The organism is Rhodococcoides fascians A44A, from assembly GCF_000760735.1.
Lineage (GTDB): Bacteria > Actinomycetota > Actinomycetes > Mycobacteriales > Mycobacteriaceae > Rhodococcoides > Rhodococcoides fascians_E.
The window spans coordinates 606,854-621,701 of record NZ_JMEX01000008.1 but is presented as its reverse complement, the minus strand read 5'-3'; the positions used below and the strand labels follow the sequence as shown (position 1 = coordinate 621,701).

13 protein-coding genes and 1 riboswitch are annotated in these 14,848 nt (G+C 65.7%); all 13 genes read left to right on the top strand.

Translation table 11 applies throughout. The features are described from left to right. The 13 genes from BH95_RS15205 (at position 1) to BH95_RS15150 (ending at position 14,847) form a co-directional block, all read left to right on the top strand. Positions 1-1,392, top strand: coding sequence for an NtaA/DmoA family FMN-dependent monooxygenase (locus BH95_RS15205; RefSeq protein WP_037182941.1), 1,392 nt, complete (start codon positions 1-3; stop codon positions 1,390-1,392). After that, the gene (locus BH95_RS15200) at positions 1,364-2,803 is read left to right on the top strand and encodes an MFS transporter (protein ID WP_037182938.1); all 1,440 of its coding nucleotides are present in this window, start codon (positions 1,364-1,366) and stop codon (positions 2,801-2,803) included. Before BH95_RS15205 ends, BH95_RS15200 begins: the two co-directional genes overlap by 29 nt. 44 nt (positions 2,804-2,847) lie before the next feature. Continuing rightward, a complete protein-coding gene (locus BH95_RS15195) occupies positions 2,848-3,948 on the top strand; it encodes an LLM class flavin-dependent oxidoreductase (protein ID WP_037185161.1) in 1,101 nt (366 codons plus the stop codon). A 65-nt stretch (positions 3,949-4,013) separates the two neighbouring features. After that, positions 4,014-4,116: riboswitch (SAM riboswitch) on the top strand. Positions 4,117-4,120: 4 nt separating this feature from the next. Then, complete coding sequence (locus BH95_RS29910) at positions 4,121-4,216, top strand: putative leader peptide (RefSeq protein ID WP_329955143.1); 96 nt, start codon at positions 4,121-4,123, stop codon at positions 4,214-4,216. A gap of 98 nt (positions 4,217-4,314) precedes the next feature. Beyond that, positions 4,315-5,931 carry an ABC transporter substrate-binding protein gene (locus BH95_RS15190; RefSeq protein WP_020110843.1) on the top strand — a complete coding sequence of 539 codons (1,617 nt, stop codon included), beginning with the start codon at positions 4,315-4,317 and terminating at the stop codon, positions 5,929-5,931. Positions 5,932-5,933: 2 nt separating this feature from the next. Continuing rightward, a complete protein-coding gene (locus BH95_RS15185) occupies positions 5,934-6,908 on the top strand; it encodes an ABC transporter permease (protein WP_037112284.1) in 975 nt (324 codons plus the stop codon). Continuing rightward, positions 6,901-7,791, top strand: a complete 891-nt coding sequence (locus BH95_RS15180; protein WP_033190175.1) for an ABC transporter permease — start codon at positions 6,901-6,903, stop codon at positions 7,789-7,791. The genes BH95_RS15185 and BH95_RS15180 overlap by 8 nt, the downstream gene beginning before the upstream one ends. Further along, positions 7,788-9,431 (top strand): dipeptide ABC transporter ATP-binding protein, encoded by a 1,644-nt coding sequence (locus tag BH95_RS15175; protein WP_037182934.1) that lies wholly within the window; start codon positions 7,788-7,790, stop codon positions 9,429-9,431. The genes BH95_RS15180 and BH95_RS15175 overlap by 4 nt, the downstream gene beginning before the upstream one ends. After that, positions 9,421-10,569 (top strand): LLM class flavin-dependent oxidoreductase, encoded by a 1,149-nt coding sequence (locus tag BH95_RS15170; protein WP_019663216.1) that lies wholly within the window; start codon positions 9,421-9,423, stop codon positions 10,567-10,569. The genes BH95_RS15175 and BH95_RS15170 overlap by 11 nt, the downstream gene beginning before the upstream one ends. After that, positions 10,566-11,945 carry an NtaA/DmoA family FMN-dependent monooxygenase gene (locus BH95_RS15165; RefSeq protein WP_019663217.1) on the top strand — a complete coding sequence of 460 codons (1,380 nt, stop codon included), beginning with the start codon at positions 10,566-10,568 and terminating at the stop codon, positions 11,943-11,945. The genes BH95_RS15170 and BH95_RS15165 overlap by 4 nt, the downstream gene beginning before the upstream one ends. Beyond that, positions 11,942-12,715, top strand: coding sequence for a DUF1684 domain-containing protein (locus BH95_RS15160; protein WP_037163927.1), 774 nt, complete (start codon positions 11,942-11,944; stop codon positions 12,713-12,715). Before BH95_RS15165 ends, BH95_RS15160 begins: the two co-directional genes overlap by 4 nt. Continuing rightward, positions 12,712-13,839 carry an LLM class flavin-dependent oxidoreductase gene (locus BH95_RS15155; protein WP_037182931.1) on the top strand — a complete coding sequence of 376 codons (1,128 nt, stop codon included), beginning with the start codon at positions 12,712-12,714 and terminating at the stop codon, positions 13,837-13,839. Before BH95_RS15160 ends, BH95_RS15155 begins: the two co-directional genes overlap by 4 nt. Before the next feature lie 66 nt (positions 13,840-13,905). Continuing rightward, positions 13,906-14,847 carry an NADP-dependent oxidoreductase gene (locus BH95_RS15150; protein WP_026347449.1) on the top strand — a complete coding sequence of 314 codons (942 nt, stop codon included), beginning with the start codon at positions 13,906-13,908 and terminating at the stop codon, positions 14,845-14,847. Position 14,848: the final 1 nt, after the last annotated feature.

Sequence of the window (14,848 nt, the reverse complement as noted above, 5' to 3'; positions counted from 1 at the left end):
ATGAGCCCGTACCGCCCCGACGCCCAGGTTCACTTCGGTGTCTTCTTCCAAGGCGTCAATCACACCACCATCTGGTCGGATTCGGCCAGCGGTTCGCAGATCGACTTCGAGACGTTCCGTCGGATGATCACGACCGCGGAACGGGGACTGTTCGACGCGTTCTTCCTCGGTGAAGGCCTGCGCCTGCGCGAGCAGGAAGGCAAGATACTCGACCTGGACATCGCGGGCCGTCCCGACGCGATCGCGCAATTGTCCGCGTTGGCCGGCATCACGTCTCGGATCGGCCTGGTCGCGACTCAGAACACGACGTACAACGAGCCGGGTGATCTCGCGCGTCGTCTGGCCGGCCTGGATGTTCTGTCCGACGGCCGGGCGGGATGGAATGCCGTCACCACCGACAATGCGTGGACGGGTGAGAACTTCCGGCGCGGCGGCTTTCTCGACCACGAACTGCGTTACGAGCGAGCCGGACAGTTCATTCGGACTGCCCGTGCGATCTGGGATTCCTGGTCGGACAACGCACTCGCGACCTCGCGTGACAGCCAGTACTGGGCCGAGAAGAACGCCGTCCAGCGGGTGTCGAGAACGACGTCCCAGTTCGACCTCGAGCTCGATGCGACTCTGCCACGCAGCGCGCAGGGGCATCCCGTCATCTTCCAAGCCGGTGACTCGTCGACCGGTCGCGATTTCGCTGCTGCGAACGCCGACGTCATCTTCTCTCGACACGGAACCGATTTCGACGAGGCACTGACCTTCGCCGACGACATCCGCGCCCGGCTTCGCACCGCGGGTCGTCCGGAGGACGACATCAAGATTCTTCCCGGTACTCAGATCGTGTTGGCGGAGAACGCGTCCGAGGTGGAGGAGAAGGAGCGGTGGGTTCGGGAGGGACAGTTCACCGGTCCGACCGCGCTGTCGCTCGTCGGCCTCGTCTGGGGCAAGGATCTGTCCGATCGCGACCCGGACGGGCCGTTGCCCTCCGAGGATCCGGTATCGGCGCCGATCTCCGGAACCCGGGGTGCGTTCCGAGACGGCAAGGATCCCAACGCGATCGCCAAGGAGTGGCGCGCATTGGCCGAGGCCAAGAACCTCTCGCTACGCGAGGTCGCCATCGAGACGACGGCGCGCTCCGGGTTCGCCGGTACGCCAGGGCAGGTCGCCGACGAGCTCACGAAATGGGTCCGCGAAGGAGCGACGGACGGATTCAACATCTCGCCGTACATCGTCCCCGGTGGCCTCGACGAGATCGTCGACTGGCTGGTTCCGGAACTGCAGGAGCGCGGTGCGTACCGGACCGAGTACACGGAGACCACGTTGCGTGGCCATCTCGGTCTTCGCGAACCGTTGACGTGGAGAAAGACCGGTGAGACCGATAGCAGCGCTGCAGGCTGATCTCGAGCAGCAACGAACCGGTGTCTCGCGAAAGGACGTATACGTCTGCGCGGCAGCGGGGTTCACCACCCTTCTGGACTCCGCGGTTCTGAGTATCGGCGTGCCCGCGATCCGGTCGTCACTGGATGCGGGCACGTCCGAGGTGCAGTGGATTCTGGCGAGTTACTCCCTGACGTTCGGTCTCGCTCTATTACCGGCAGGCAGGCTGGGCGACGTCATCGGGCGACGACGGTTGTTCCTCGCAGGACTCGGTGTGTTCTCCGTCATGGGCCTGATCGGGGCAGGTGCGGCCGAGCCGTGGATAATCGTCGCAGCGCGGCTGGGACAGGGGATAGGTGCCGGCACCGTCAGCTCGCAGGTTCTGGGCATCATCACCGATCGGTCCAGTGGCCGCGAACGCGCGAAGGCGCTCGGTGTCTACAGCACGGCGGGCGGCCTGGCCGGCCTCTGTGGTCCGATCCTCGGCGGAACGCTTCTCGGCGTCGCCGATCCAGACGTCGGCTGGCGCCTGCTGTTGCTGCTCAACGTCCCGTTCGCCGTAGCGACCCTGATCGCGGGTTCCCTGTGGCTGCGCAGGGATTCCAGTAGACGCTCCGGCGCCAGCATCGACGTGCTCGGTCTCCTCGCTCTCGGTGTCGCGACGCTTCTGCTGTTGCTGCCCATGGTGTCTTCGCTCGGCGCGGTGTTCTCGATCCTGTCGGTGGTCGGATCGGTGGGACTGCTGGTGGGCTTCTGGTTCTGGGAGAAGCGTTTCGCGTCGAGGGGCGGCACACCCGTTCTCCTGCCTGCACTGCTGGCCGCCAAGGGATACACGCTGGGGACGGCCGTTGCGATGTTCTGGTTCGGCGCCGTGCTGGCGCTGCAGGCGGTGCTGAGTCTCTACCTCATCGAGGGCCTGGGATACCCCGCGCTGCAGGCCGCTCTGATCATGGTCGGCAGTTCGATTCTGATGGCGGTGACGTCTGCGTTCGGATGGAGGGTCGTAGCGAAGTTCGGTCGCAGTGCCGTGGTCGGTGCGATCGTGCTCGAACTGTTCGTGGTGGCCGGCTACATCGGCGTGATCGCATACCTGCCCCGGGGTGCGACGGTACCGGCGTTCGTCGTGCTCGCGGTGTTGTCCGGCGTGGCAAGTGGATTCGTTGACGCACCGAATCGCGCGATGACGCTCGAGTACTCGCCTCCCCAGGCCAACGGCGTCGCGGCCGGATTTCTGCAACTGTCCCAACGACTTTCGGCAACAATTTCCCTCGCCGCGGTGCCGGGCATCTACCTGGGGGTTCTCGCGGCCGACGACACCGACTTCGGGCGTGCGGCAGGCCTCGGACTCGGGGTCAGTGGCATGATGCTGATCGGGTCTCTCGTATGTGCAGTGGCGGACAGCCGGCGTAGAGCTGATCGGAGACAGCAGTGACACGAACAGAAGCGACACGAACAGAAGTGAGCCAGAAGGCCTCGGTGACAACGAAGTTCTCGTGGTTTCTCCCGACGGGCGGTGACGACGAACGTCTGGGTGGTGCGTCGCACGGAGTCGGCATCGGGGCCACCGGAGTCGTCGTTGCGGACACCGGCCACCGGGAGGCGTCGCTCGACTACCTCACGCAGGTCGCGCAGACCGTCGATCGGCTGGGTTTTCACGCGGTTCTGACGCCGACGGGTGCGCATTGCGAGGACGCGTGGCTGGTGACGTCGGCGCTGATTTCGGCGACGAAGAATCTGAAGTTCCTGGTGGCTTTTCGTCCCGGTGCCGTGGCGCCCGTTCTGTCCGCGCAGATGGTGAGTACGTTCCAACGATTGTCGGCCGGACGCGCGTTGTTGAATGTCGTCGTCGGTGGAGACGACGCCGAGCAGCGAGCGTACGGCGACACGCTGGACAAGCAGTCGCGGTACCGTCGAGCGCAGGAGTTCCTCCAGATCGCGCGAGCCGTGGGCGACGGCGAGGCAGTCTCGGTGCACAGTGAGTTCTACGAGGTGGACCGGCCTGCAGGTGGATTCGGCGGGTACGCATCTACTCCGCTGCCCGAGGTGTACCTGGGCGGGTCCTCGCCGGAGGCGATCGACGTCGCAGCCTCCGAGGCGGACGTGTTTCTCACCTGGGGAGAACCGCCCGCGCAGGTCGCGGACAAGCTCGCCGCGGTCAAGGCCGCCGCGAGGGAGAAGGGGCGGAGCATTCGCGGCGGGATTCGCCTGCACGTGGTGACGAGGGAAACCAGTGAGGAGGCGTGGCAGGTCGCGGAGAATCTGATCTCGGGTGTCGACGACGAACTTGTTGCGCGGCGCCAGAAAGCGTTGCGCAGTATCGGGTCCGAAGGGCAGCGTCGAATGCTGGATCTGCACGGTGGCGATCGAACGAAGCTTGTGGTCGGACCCAATCTGTGGGCCGGATTCGGGCTCGTTCGCGGCGGAGCGGGCACGGCCCTCGTCGGGAGCCACGACGAGGTGGCCGAGCGAATCCGCGAGTACGTCGACGTCGGGATCGAGGAGTTCATCTTCTCCGGCTATCCGCACCTCGAGGAGGCCGAGCACTTCGGGGAAGTACTGCGCAAGAACTTCACCTAGTTTGCCGGTAGGAAACCGACCCAATTGGCGCAGCCCGACCGCGTCGTCGTAGACTCGTCGGCGAAACACCATCCAGAGCGACCGAGAGACCTGGCTCTACGACGTCGCAGCAACCCCCCGCGGGGTGAAACACGCGGGTGAGGGTGCTACCGCCGGGACCGATGGAGGAACGATGACCACCACGCAGCTCAGCGAGGGCTTCGTCACGGCCTGGGGCCGTATTCACGTGGATCTGTGCCGGTTGACCGGTTCGATCTGTCGCGGCTGAGTTCTCACTCGGTCTGCTGTTCTCTCCCTCCCTCTCCGCCTGACTCGGCGCGCCTGCGTGCGCGTCGACGGCGTCCTATCAAGATCCGGAGTATCTCGGTGTCTTCACGTTCCGTTTTTGCAGGTGTCAGCGCTGTCGCTGCCCTGAGTGTCGTGCTCACAGCCTGCGGAGGTGGCGGGGCAACCACCTCGGCCGATGCCGGAGAGCCCACTGCCGGCGGCACTCTGCGCTACGGATTGTCGGGTGCTCCCACCTGCTCGGACCCCGCTCAGTCCGGGACCAACCAGACCATCTACGTCGTCAGGCAAGTCGTCGACTCGCTGACGGATCAGGATTCGGAGACGGGGGAGATCACTCCGTGGCTCGCGGAGAGCTGGGAGGTGGCACCCGACGCGTCGTCGTTCACGTTCAAGCTGAAGGACGGTGTCACCTTCAGCGACGGCACACCGGTCGACGCGGAGGCGGTGAAGGCCAATTTCGACTCGATCGTGAACATCCTGACCACGGCCAAGTCGCCGCTCGGTGGTAGCTACCTGTCGGGTTACCAGGGCACCACCGTCGTCGACCCGCTCACTGCGCAGGTCGACTTCGACGGCCCGAACGCACAGTTCCTGCAGGCGACGTCGACGGCGCAGTTGGGCCTTCAGGCGCTGTCCACCGTCGCCAAGCCTGCCGAGGAACGGTGCGACGGCTCCAACGTCGGCAGCGGGCCGTTCACCTACGCCGATTATCAGCAGGACAAGTCGGTCACGTTGGCCAAGCGCACCGGGTACGACTGGGGCTCGGACGTGTTCGGACACGAGGGCGAGGCATACCTCGACACGATCGAGTTCACCGTCGTACCCGAGTCGGGTGTGCGTACCGGCAGCTTGTCCTCCAACCAGCTCGACGCCATCTCCGACGCGCTTCCTCAGGACGCGCCGCAGATCGAGGCCACCGGAGGGCAGATTCTGACGACGTCCAACCCGGGCACACCGTTCGGCTTCCAACCCAACGTCACTCGCGGGGTGCTGCAGGATCCTGAGGTCCGTAAGGCGCTGGTGCCGGCGATCAACCGTCAGGAACTGATCGACACCATTCTCGGACCCGACTTCAAGGTCGCGACGAGCACGCTGGCCAGCAAGACCCCCGGTTACACGGAGTTGGCGGACGTCACGTACGACCCGGAGAAGGCGAAATCGATTCTCGACGCAGCAGGCTGGGTGCCCGGTGCCGACGGAATCCGCGAGAAGGACGGCCAGAAGCTCTCGTTCAAGGTCATGTTCAGCGCGGTGTTCGCCGGTAATCAGGCGATCCTCGAACTGACGCAGCAGCAGCTTCGCGACGTCGGAGTGGATCTGCAGCTCGAGCTCGTTTCCAATTCCGAGGCCACGGCGCGTCAGGGGACGAAGGACTACGACTCGACGTACTACAACAGCACCCGCGCCGACGGCGACATCCTGCGTACGTCCTTCGCCGTGGACGGGCGAAACCTCAACGCCCGCGGACCGATTCCCGACCTCGACGCCTCGCTCGACGAGGAGTTGGCCACCACCGACACCGCTGCCAGGAACGAGATCATCGCTACCGCGCAGCAGCAGGTTCTCGACAACGGACTGTGGATTCCGACGATCGAACTGTCGCAGGCCATCGGTGCCGGACCGAACGTGCAGGACCTGAAGTTCGAGGCGTCGGCCCGGCTGCAGTTCTTCGACACCTGGCTGAGCGGACAATAACCATGATTCGTTATCTCGCACTGCGCGTCGTGCAGGCCGTCCTCGTTCTCTGGGCGGCGTTCACGATCTCGTTCATCGTGCTGTTCCTCCTGCCGTCGGACCCCGTCAGCATCGCCGCCGACTCGGCGGGGTCCGGTACGCCCGTCGACGCGGCGGCCATCGCCGAGTTGCAGGCGCGATACGGACTGGATCAGCCGGTGTGGGTGCAGTACTGGAACTCTCTGAGCGGTGCAGTGCGAGGTGACTTCGGGTTTTCCATCGCCACCGGTCAGAAGGTCACGACGGCCATCCTCGACGCACTGCCGAGCACCCTGGCGTTGGCGACGACCGCGCTGGTGCTGTCGCTGATCTTCGGCGGATCGGTTGCCTTCCTGGCCACCTACACGCGTGTCCAGTGGCTGCGTACCCTTCTGTTCTCCATCCCGCCGTTGGGCGTTGCGGTGCCGACCTTCTGGGTCGGGCTGCTTCTGCTGCAGGTGTTCTCGTTCCAACTCAGGATCTTCCCCGCGTTCGGTGACCAGGGAGCGTCGTCGCTCGTGCTGCCTGCGATCACGCTCGCGTTGCCGACGGGTGCCGTGATCGCTCAGGTTCTCGCCACGTCGATGACCACGACGTGGAAGCAACCGTTCGTCGAATCTGCCCGTGCCAAGGGAGTGTCACGTCTGCGAGTACAGACCAAGCACGTCGTGCGGCTGTCCTCGATTCCGGCCTTCACCATCGCCGGTGTACTCGTCGGCAACCTGCTCGCCGGATCGGTCGTCGTGGAGACGGTCTTCTCCAGGGCCGGTGTCGGCAGGTTGACTCAGACGTCCGTTCTGGCGCAGGACATTCCCGTGGTGCAGGGCATCGTCGTTCTGACGTCGCTGGTGTTCGTTCTGGTCAACCTGCTGGTCGACCTGTTCTATCCGTTGATAGACCCTCGGATCGTGTCCGAGTACAAGCAGTCCGCTCCCGCGAAGGAGAAGGCACATGTCTGACATCCTGACCCGCGTCGAGACGGTCGCCACCGCTGAACCCGTCGTCCCGAAGCCGAACCCTGTTCGTCGTAGACCGCGTGTGCGGTCACTGGTGAAGAACATCTGGCTAGCGCTGTCGGTCGTCGTACTGGTTCTCGCCGTCGGCTTCGCATTGTTTCCCTCGCTCTTCGCCAGTGGGGACCCTCTGAAGGGAACGCCTGCGGACAAATTGCAAGGGCCGAGCGCGGCGCACTGGTTCGGAACCGACAACATCGGACGTGACCTCTACACCCGCGTCGTCCACGGTGCCGGGTTGTCGCTCACCGCAACGTTGTTCGCGGTCGCGATTGCACTCGTGGCCGGATCGCTGATCGGTCTGCTCGCAGGCGCCGTCGGCGGCGTCGTCGACGCGATCCTGATGCGCATCGTCGACGTGCTGCTGTCGATTCCCGCACTTCTGCTCTCGCTGGCGCTGGTCACGGCGCTCGGGTTCGGTACACGCAACGTCGCCATCGCTGTCGGTGTCTCCCTCGTCGCGAACTTCGCGCGCGTCATGCGCTCCGAAGTGCTGCGGGTGCGGCAGTCGCTGTACGTCGAAGCCGCCTACGCCTCCGGCGTCCGGTGGTACGACGTGTTCGGGCGCCACATTCTCCGCAACTCCTACGGACCGGTCATCGCCCTTGCCGCAGTGGAATTCGGCCAGGCGGTGCTGGCGGTGTCCGCCCTCAGTTTCCTCGGATTCGGCGCTGTTCCACCGACACCCGAGTGGGGATCGTTGATCTCCGAGGGCCGGAGTTTCCTGGCCACCGCATGGTGGATGACCACACTGCCCGGCCTGGTGATCGTGGCCGTCGTCCTGTCGGCGCACCGCGTCGGCCACGCAATCGAGGGAGGCACACGATGAGCCCCATTCTGGAAGTCGAGAACCTCCAGGTGGCCTACGGCAACGGTGCCGCGGTCCGAGGAGTGTCGCTGACAGTCGAGCGCGGCGAAGTGGTGGCGGTGGTGGGTGAGTCCGGATCGGGCAAATCGACGACGGCACACGCGATCATCGGTCTGCTTCCCGGCGCGGGTCGCATCACGTCCGGCGAAGTCCGCTTCGACGGCAAGCGGATCGACGATGCCTCCGAGAAGGTGCTGGACCGCCTGCGCGGGGCTCACATCGGTCTGGTTCCCCAGGACCCGACGACGTCGCTCAACCCGGTCATCCGAGTCGGTGAGCAGGTGGCCGAGGTGCTCCGCGTGCACGGGCTGGCCACCAAGCGGTCGGCGAAGCTCGAAGCGATCAGGATCCTCACCGAGGCCGGGATCGACAACCCCGAGGTGCGGGCCCAGCAGTACCCGCAGGATCTCTCGGGCGGTCAGCGTCAACGCGTTCTCATCGGCATCGCACTGGCATGCACGCCCGAGCTCGTGATCGCCGACGAGCCCACGTCCGCGCTCGACGTCACCGTGCAGCGCCGCATCCTCGACCACCTGGACGCCCGTATCGCCGAGACGGGGACGGCCGTTCTGCTCATCACGCACGACCTCGGGGTCGCTGCCGACCGCGCCGACCGGCTCGTCGTCATGAGCAACGGTGAAATCGTCGAGACCGGGCGTACCTCCGAAGTTCTCGCGAACCCGAAGCACGAGTACACGAGGTCGCTGCTGGCAGCCGCACCCAGCCTGGGGACGGCACTGCGGCCGGCCAGGCCGTCGACGACACCGATTCTGACGGCCACCGAGGTGTCCAAGACGTTCCGAATCGGACGGCAGGAGTGGAGCCTGCGGAACGACCCGAAAGGCGGTGTGCACCTCGATGCGGTGAAGGCTGCGTCGTTGACGGTCGAACGTGGGCGGACACTGTCGCTCGTGGGGGAGTCCGGATCCGGCAAGTCGACGTTGGCGCGCATCACCATCGGGTTGGAGAAGCCGACGTCCGGGCGCGTCGAGTTCGACGGGACCGAGGTGACGGGCTTGCGTGGCTCGCGGCTTCGTGATCTTCGCCGACGCGTTCAGATCGTGTACCAGAACCCCTACGCCTCGCTCAACCCGAAACTGACCGTCGAGCAGATCATCGAGGAACCACTCGACGCGTTCAAGGTCGGGACGAGTGCCGAGCGTTCGGCGCGGACCGCGGAGCTGTTGAATCGAGTCGCGTTGCCTGCCGACTACTCCCGGCGCAAACCCGCGGAACTGTCCGGCGGGCAACGCCAGCGCGTTGCGATCGCGCGAGCGCTGGCACTCAGGCCGGACCTGGTGGTTCTGGACGAACCGGTGTCCGCACTCGACGTCTCGGTGCAGGCTCAGATTCTGGACCTTCTCGACGAGTTGCAGACCGGACTGGACCTGAGCTACCTGTTCATCTCGCACGACCTCGCCGTCGTGCGGCAGATCAGCGACACCGTCGCGGTGATGCAATCCGGGACGATCGTCGAATACGGGCCGACGGCACAGATATTCGATTCGCCACAGCGTGAGTACACCCGTGAGTTGCTGGCGGCCATTCCCGGCAACTCGCGCCCGAGAAGTCACGACAAGGAGACCGCAGGTGCCCGATAAGTTCTTGATCGCCGTCGAACTGCGCGGAGCCGGAATTCACCCGCATGCCTGGCGGCGGGAGGATTCTCGCGCCGAGGAACTGTTCACCGCGCAGTACTGGACCGATCACATCGAGGCGGCCGACCGCGCAGGGATCGACATCGCGTTCCTCCCCGACGCATTCGCGCTTCAGAGCGGTGATGGCGTCGAACTGGGCAGGATCGAGGCGGCGGCGATCGCCGCACGGGCTGCCGCGGGCACCCGCTCGATCGGCCTCGTCCCGACGGTGACCGTCACGCACACCGAGCCGTTCCACGTGTCGAAGCAGATCGCGAGCATCGACTACGCATCGTCGGGTCGCGCAGGCTGGGAAGTCGCTGTCTCGCAGGACGCCGACGAAGCGACGCTGTTCGGGCGCAAGGGCCCGCAGACCGTCGACGAACTCTGGAATGAGGCCGACGACGCCGCCGAGGTCGTCACCCGGTTGTGGGACAGCTGGGAGGACGACGCGGAGATTCGCGACGCGTCCACCGGACGCTTCATCGACCGAGACAAACTGCACTACATCGACTTCGAGGGCGACTACTTCTCGGTGAAGGGCCCGTCCATCACGCCGCGCCCGCCGCAGGGGCAGCCGATCGTCGTCGTCCGGGCCGAGGACGACCCGTCCACGGCCGTTGCCGCCAAGCGCGCGGACATCGCGCGAATCTCCGCGCCGACGATCGACGACGCAGCCGTCGTGGCCGCGCGGGTGCGTCGTGCCGTCGTGGCCGAGGGACGTGACCCTGCCGAGGTTCACGTGGTGCTCGATCTCGAAGTGCACGTCTCGGATACCGCGGCGGCCGACGTCGATCAGCTGAACAGCTGGTCGCCGTACGTGCCGGACTCGGTGAGCTTCCGGGGGAACGCCGCGGAACTGCAGGAGTTGCTCGACGGCCTCGCCGCATCCGGCGTCGTCGACGGCGTGACCCTGCGACCGTTGGCGCTCGCCCAGTCGGTCGAGGCCATCACGACCGATGTCGTACCCGGCTTGGCCTGGCACGATGGTGCAACGCCCCGTCTGCGCCCCGGTCCGCTGCTGCGCAGCAGGCTCGGCCTTGCACGACCGGAGAACCGATACGCAGTACGCCGTCAGGCAGCACAGGGAGCGTCGAAATGAGCGCGATCAAGAAGCAAATCCATCTGGGAGCGCACTTCCCGGGTGTCAACAACACGACGGTGTGGCAGGACCCGGAATCGAAGAGCCAGATCGAGTTCGACTCGTTCGTCCACCTCGCGGAGACCGCGGAGCGCGGGTTGTTCGACTTCTTCTTCCTGGCCGAAGGGTTGCGGCTGCGCGAGCACCGAGGCCGTATCCACGACCTGGACGTCGTCGGTCGTCCCGACACGTTGATCGTGCTCAACGCGTTGGCCTCCGTCACCACGCATCTCGGGCTGGCCGGCACCATCAACACGACGTTCAACGAGCCGTTCGAGCTGGCGAAGCAGTTCGCGACGCTCGATCACCTGTCCGGTGGCCGCGCGGCGTGGAACATGGTGACCTCGTCGGATGCGTTCACCGGCGAGAACTTCCGCCGCGGTGGATATCTGGACCGAGCGGATCGGTACGTCCGTGCTCGCGAGATCATCGACACGGCCCGAGAGCTCTGGGACAGCTGGTCACCCGACGCGCTCGTCGTCGATCGAGAGAACGGGGTGTTCGCACGTCGCGAGCACATCGCACAGGTCCGCCACACCGGACCGCAGTTCGACATCGATGCGGCGTTCACGGTGCCACGTAGCCCGCAGGGTCACCCGGTGCTTCTGCAGGCGGGCGATTCCGACGAGGGACGCGAGTTCGGTGCCGCGAAGGCCGACGCCATCTTCACCGTCCACGGCACGCTCGAGGCGGGGCAGGCGTTCTACTCCGACGTCAAGGGCAGGCTGGCGAAGTACGGCCGGGAGCGTGACGATCTGAAGGTCCTTCCCGCCGCGACGTTCGTCCTCGGCGACACCGCCGAGGACGCGGAGGAGCGAGCCGACGCCATCCGCCACCAGCAGGTCGGGCCGCAGACAGCGATTTCGTTCCTGGAGCAGGTGTGGGGGCGTGACCTGTCGGAATACGATCCCGACGGTCCTCTTCCCGACGAAGACCCGACGGACGACGTCAACATCACCCGAGGCCGGGTCCGCCACGCCGATCCGGTGCAGGTTGCGCGCGACTGGCGTGAGCGGGCCGAGTCGAAGGGTCTGAGCATCCGCGAACTGATCATCGAGGTCACCACGCGTCAGCAGTTCGTCGGCACGCCTGCACAGGTGGCCGAGGAGATCGACAGTTACGTACAGAACGACGCGAGCGACGGGTTCATCCTCGTCCCGCACATCACCCCGGCGGGGCTGGACGAGTTCGTGGACAAGGTGGTTCCGATTCTGCAGGACCGCGGCAGCTTCCGTACCGAATACTCCGGTACGACGCTGCGCAGCCACCTCTTCGGATCCGATTCCGCCGCGCTGAACCATCCGGACACCGAGCGAGAAGGAGTGCGAGCATCATGACCGCCACCGTGAACGAGACGTTCGAAGCATCGTGGAACCAGTGGCACAGCGAGCGTGAGAGTTACTACAGCGACCCACTCGGATGGGTGTCGCTCACCGGGCTGTACTGGCTGACGGACGAATTCGAGACCGTCGGAGATCTTCCCGGCCGCTGGCGCGCCGACGAGGATGTCGTTCATGTCGACGGATTGTCGGTCACCACGCTCGAACCGGTCGAGGGCGCACCGGGCATTCTGGTCGAGGACGGTGACCGACGCATCGAGGTCATCCGTCGTACCGGTTCGGTGGCGCTGCGAGTGCACGACCCCGCATCACCCCACCTTCAGGAATTCTCCGGAATTCCGACCTACGATCCCGACGAGAAGTGGAGTGTCACTGGCACGTTCACGCCGTATCCCGAGGCGAAGATCGTCACCACCGGTGCCGTCGTCGAGGGACTGGAGCACCACCACGCCGCGGTCGGTGTCATCGACTTCGAACTGGGCGGAGACAAGCAGCAGTTCGTAGCTTTCGGCGGCAAGGACGGTGGGCTGCGGGTGATGTTCACCGATGCGACGTCGGGTGTGACGACGTACCCGGCCGCGAGGACGCTCGTCGTGACCGATCCGACCGACAGCGGCGAGGTGATCCTGGACTTCAACCGTGCGTCGAACCTGCCGTGCTCGTTCACCGATTACGCGACGTGCCCCGTGGCGCCGGCGGAGAACAAGCTCGCCGTTGCGGTCGAGGCGGGCGAGAAGAATCCGCGTCCGTTCGGCAGCGCGTCGTGAGTAGGGTTCCGCTGTCGGTACTGGATCTGTCGCCGATCAGCGAAGGTTCCACCGCCGCCGAGGCATTGCGCAACACTCTCGACCTGGCGCGTCAGGCAGAGGAATGGGGGTACGAGCGCTACTGGGTCGCCGAGCATCACTTCGTCGCGGCCGCCAGTTCGTCCCCGGCCGTGCTCGTCGGGTTGATCGCGGCCGCCACCAACAGGATTCGCGTCGGGTCGGCGGCCGTACAGATCGGTCATCACACGGCTGCGTCGGTCGTGGAATCGTTCGGCACCGTCGACGCCGTGTATCCCGGTCGTATCGACCTGGGTATCGGACGATCGGGTCAGCGCAGGCAGGAAGCGCTGGCGGGTAAGGACGTTCCGGAGCCCGAGCACGAGGAACGGGTCGTCGACGGCATTCTGTTCCCGAAGCCGTTCCGTTCCGGCAAGCTCGTTCTCTCCGAGCGGGTGCTCGCATCGGGTGAGGTGCTGCAGCAACCACATGCAGTCGCCCCGGATTTCGACACCCAACTGCAGGACGTCCTCGACTTCCTCGGTGGGCGATTCTCCACGTCCGGTGGTGTGGAACTGACGGCCACACCCGGACTCGGTGCGCAGGTCGAAGTTTGGCTCTTCGGTAGCAGCGGTGGCCAGAGCGCACAGGTCGCCGGAGCACGAGGATTGCCCTTCGTCGCCAACTACCATGTCAGTCCCGGTACGACGCTCGACGCCGTCGAGGCCTACCGTGCGGCGTTCGTGCCCTCGGACACCGTGAAGGAGCCGTACGTCGTCGTGTCGGCGGACGTCGTCGTAGCGGACACGGATGCGGACGCGCAGTACCTGGCCTCGTCGTTCGGCCAGTGGGTCCACAGCATCCGTAGTGGACACGGTGCCATTGCGTATCCGGATCCCAAGACTGCGGCGCCGCTGACCCCGGAGCAGGCGGAGTTGGTGTCGGACCGAGTCGCCACTCAGTTCGTCGGCTCCGCCGTCACGGTGGCGGAGAAGCTCGACGGTCTGCAACGAGCCACGGGAGCCAACGAACTCGTCGTGACCACCGCGACGCATGGACACGGAGACCGGCTGCGGTCCTTCGAACTGCTCGGGAAGGAATGGGGACTGCCACGGCTGCGCGTGTAGGGGCCCCACGCGCATGATCGTTGTGGGCCAGGAACAATCCGTGACAGCGAGGAGTTGAAAAGTTAAATGACACGAGTAGCGGTAGCAACGGCATTCGGTGGACCCGAGGTGGTGCGCATCGTCGACGAGGCCTTGGCCGCCCCGGCGGCCGGCCAGGTCTCGATCGAGGTCAAGGCCATCGGCGTGAACCCGATCGACTACAAGCTCTACAGCGGAGCGTTCGGCTCGGACCCCTCCACTCTCCCACTTCATCTCGGAAGTGAGGCCAGCGGTGTCGTTGTCGCCGTTGGCAATTCGACCAGTGGTCCGGGCGGGCAGATCTCCGTCGGCGACGAGGTCATCGTCTCCGGGGCGAAGGGAGCGTACGCGGAGAAGCTGCTGGTTCCGGCAGATGCTGTGCTTCCCAAGCCTGCGTCGCTCGGCTGGGAGGCCGCAGCAGGACTGCTCGTCGTTGCCGGGACGTCGTACGACGCCCTCGAGGTCACGAAGGTCGCCGAGGGCGACACGGTGCTGGTACACGGCGCAGCGGGAGGTGTCGGGTCGATCGTCGTTCAACAGGCCAAGGCACGAGGCGCGCGGGTCATCGGCACCGCTCGGCCCGTCAACCACGACGCACTGCGTGAACTGGGCGCCGAGCCCGTCGAGTACGGTGACGGATTGCTGGAGCGGGTGCAGGAACTCGCTCCCGACGGAATCGATGTCGCGATCGACACGGTCGGTACCGACGAGGCCGTGGACGTCTCGCTTGCTCTCGTCTCGGACAAGGATCGCATCGTCACGATCGCCGCATTCGACCGCGCGGCCGAGGAAGGGTTCCCCTCCGTGGGCGGTGGCAACCCGGAGAGTGCGAAGCGCCGCAAGGCAGCCCGACTCGACCTGGTGAACTCGGCCGGTGCAGGCGATTTCATCGTGACAGTCGCCAAGACGTTTCCTCTCGCGGAGGCGGCCACGGCACACGAGGAATTGAAAGCCGAACACCCGCGCGGGAAGTTCGTGTTGATCCCGTAAC

What these genes read in the sequence shown, in the direction of transcription:
- BH95_RS15160 (WP_037163927.1), top strand. Translation starts at nt 11,942, where the DNA reads ATGACCGCCACCGTGAACGAGACGTTCGAAGCATCGTGGAACCAGTGG.
- BH95_RS15150 (WP_026347449.1), top strand. Translation starts at nt 13,906, where the DNA reads ATGACACGAGTAGCGGTAGCAACGGCATTCGGTGGACCCGAGGTGGTG.
- BH95_RS29910 (WP_329955143.1), top strand. Translation starts at nt 4,121, where the DNA reads ATGACCACCACGCAGCTCAGCGAGGGCTTCGTCACGGCCTGGGGCCGT.
- BH95_RS15175 (WP_037182934.1), top strand. Translation starts at nt 7,788, where the DNA reads ATGAGCCCCATTCTGGAAGTCGAGAACCTCCAGGTGGCCTACGGCAAC.
- BH95_RS15205 (WP_037182941.1), top strand. Translation starts at nt 1, where the DNA reads ATGAGCCCGTACCGCCCCGACGCCCAGGTTCACTTCGGTGTCTTCTTC.
- BH95_RS15185 (WP_037112284.1), top strand. Translation starts at nt 5,934, where the DNA reads ATGATTCGTTATCTCGCACTGCGCGTCGTGCAGGCCGTCCTCGTTCTC.
- BH95_RS15180 (WP_033190175.1), top strand. Translation starts at nt 6,901, where the DNA reads ATGTCTGACATCCTGACCCGCGTCGAGACGGTCGCCACCGCTGAACCC.
- BH95_RS15165 (WP_019663217.1), top strand. Translation starts at nt 10,566, where the DNA reads ATGAGCGCGATCAAGAAGCAAATCCATCTGGGAGCGCACTTCCCGGGT.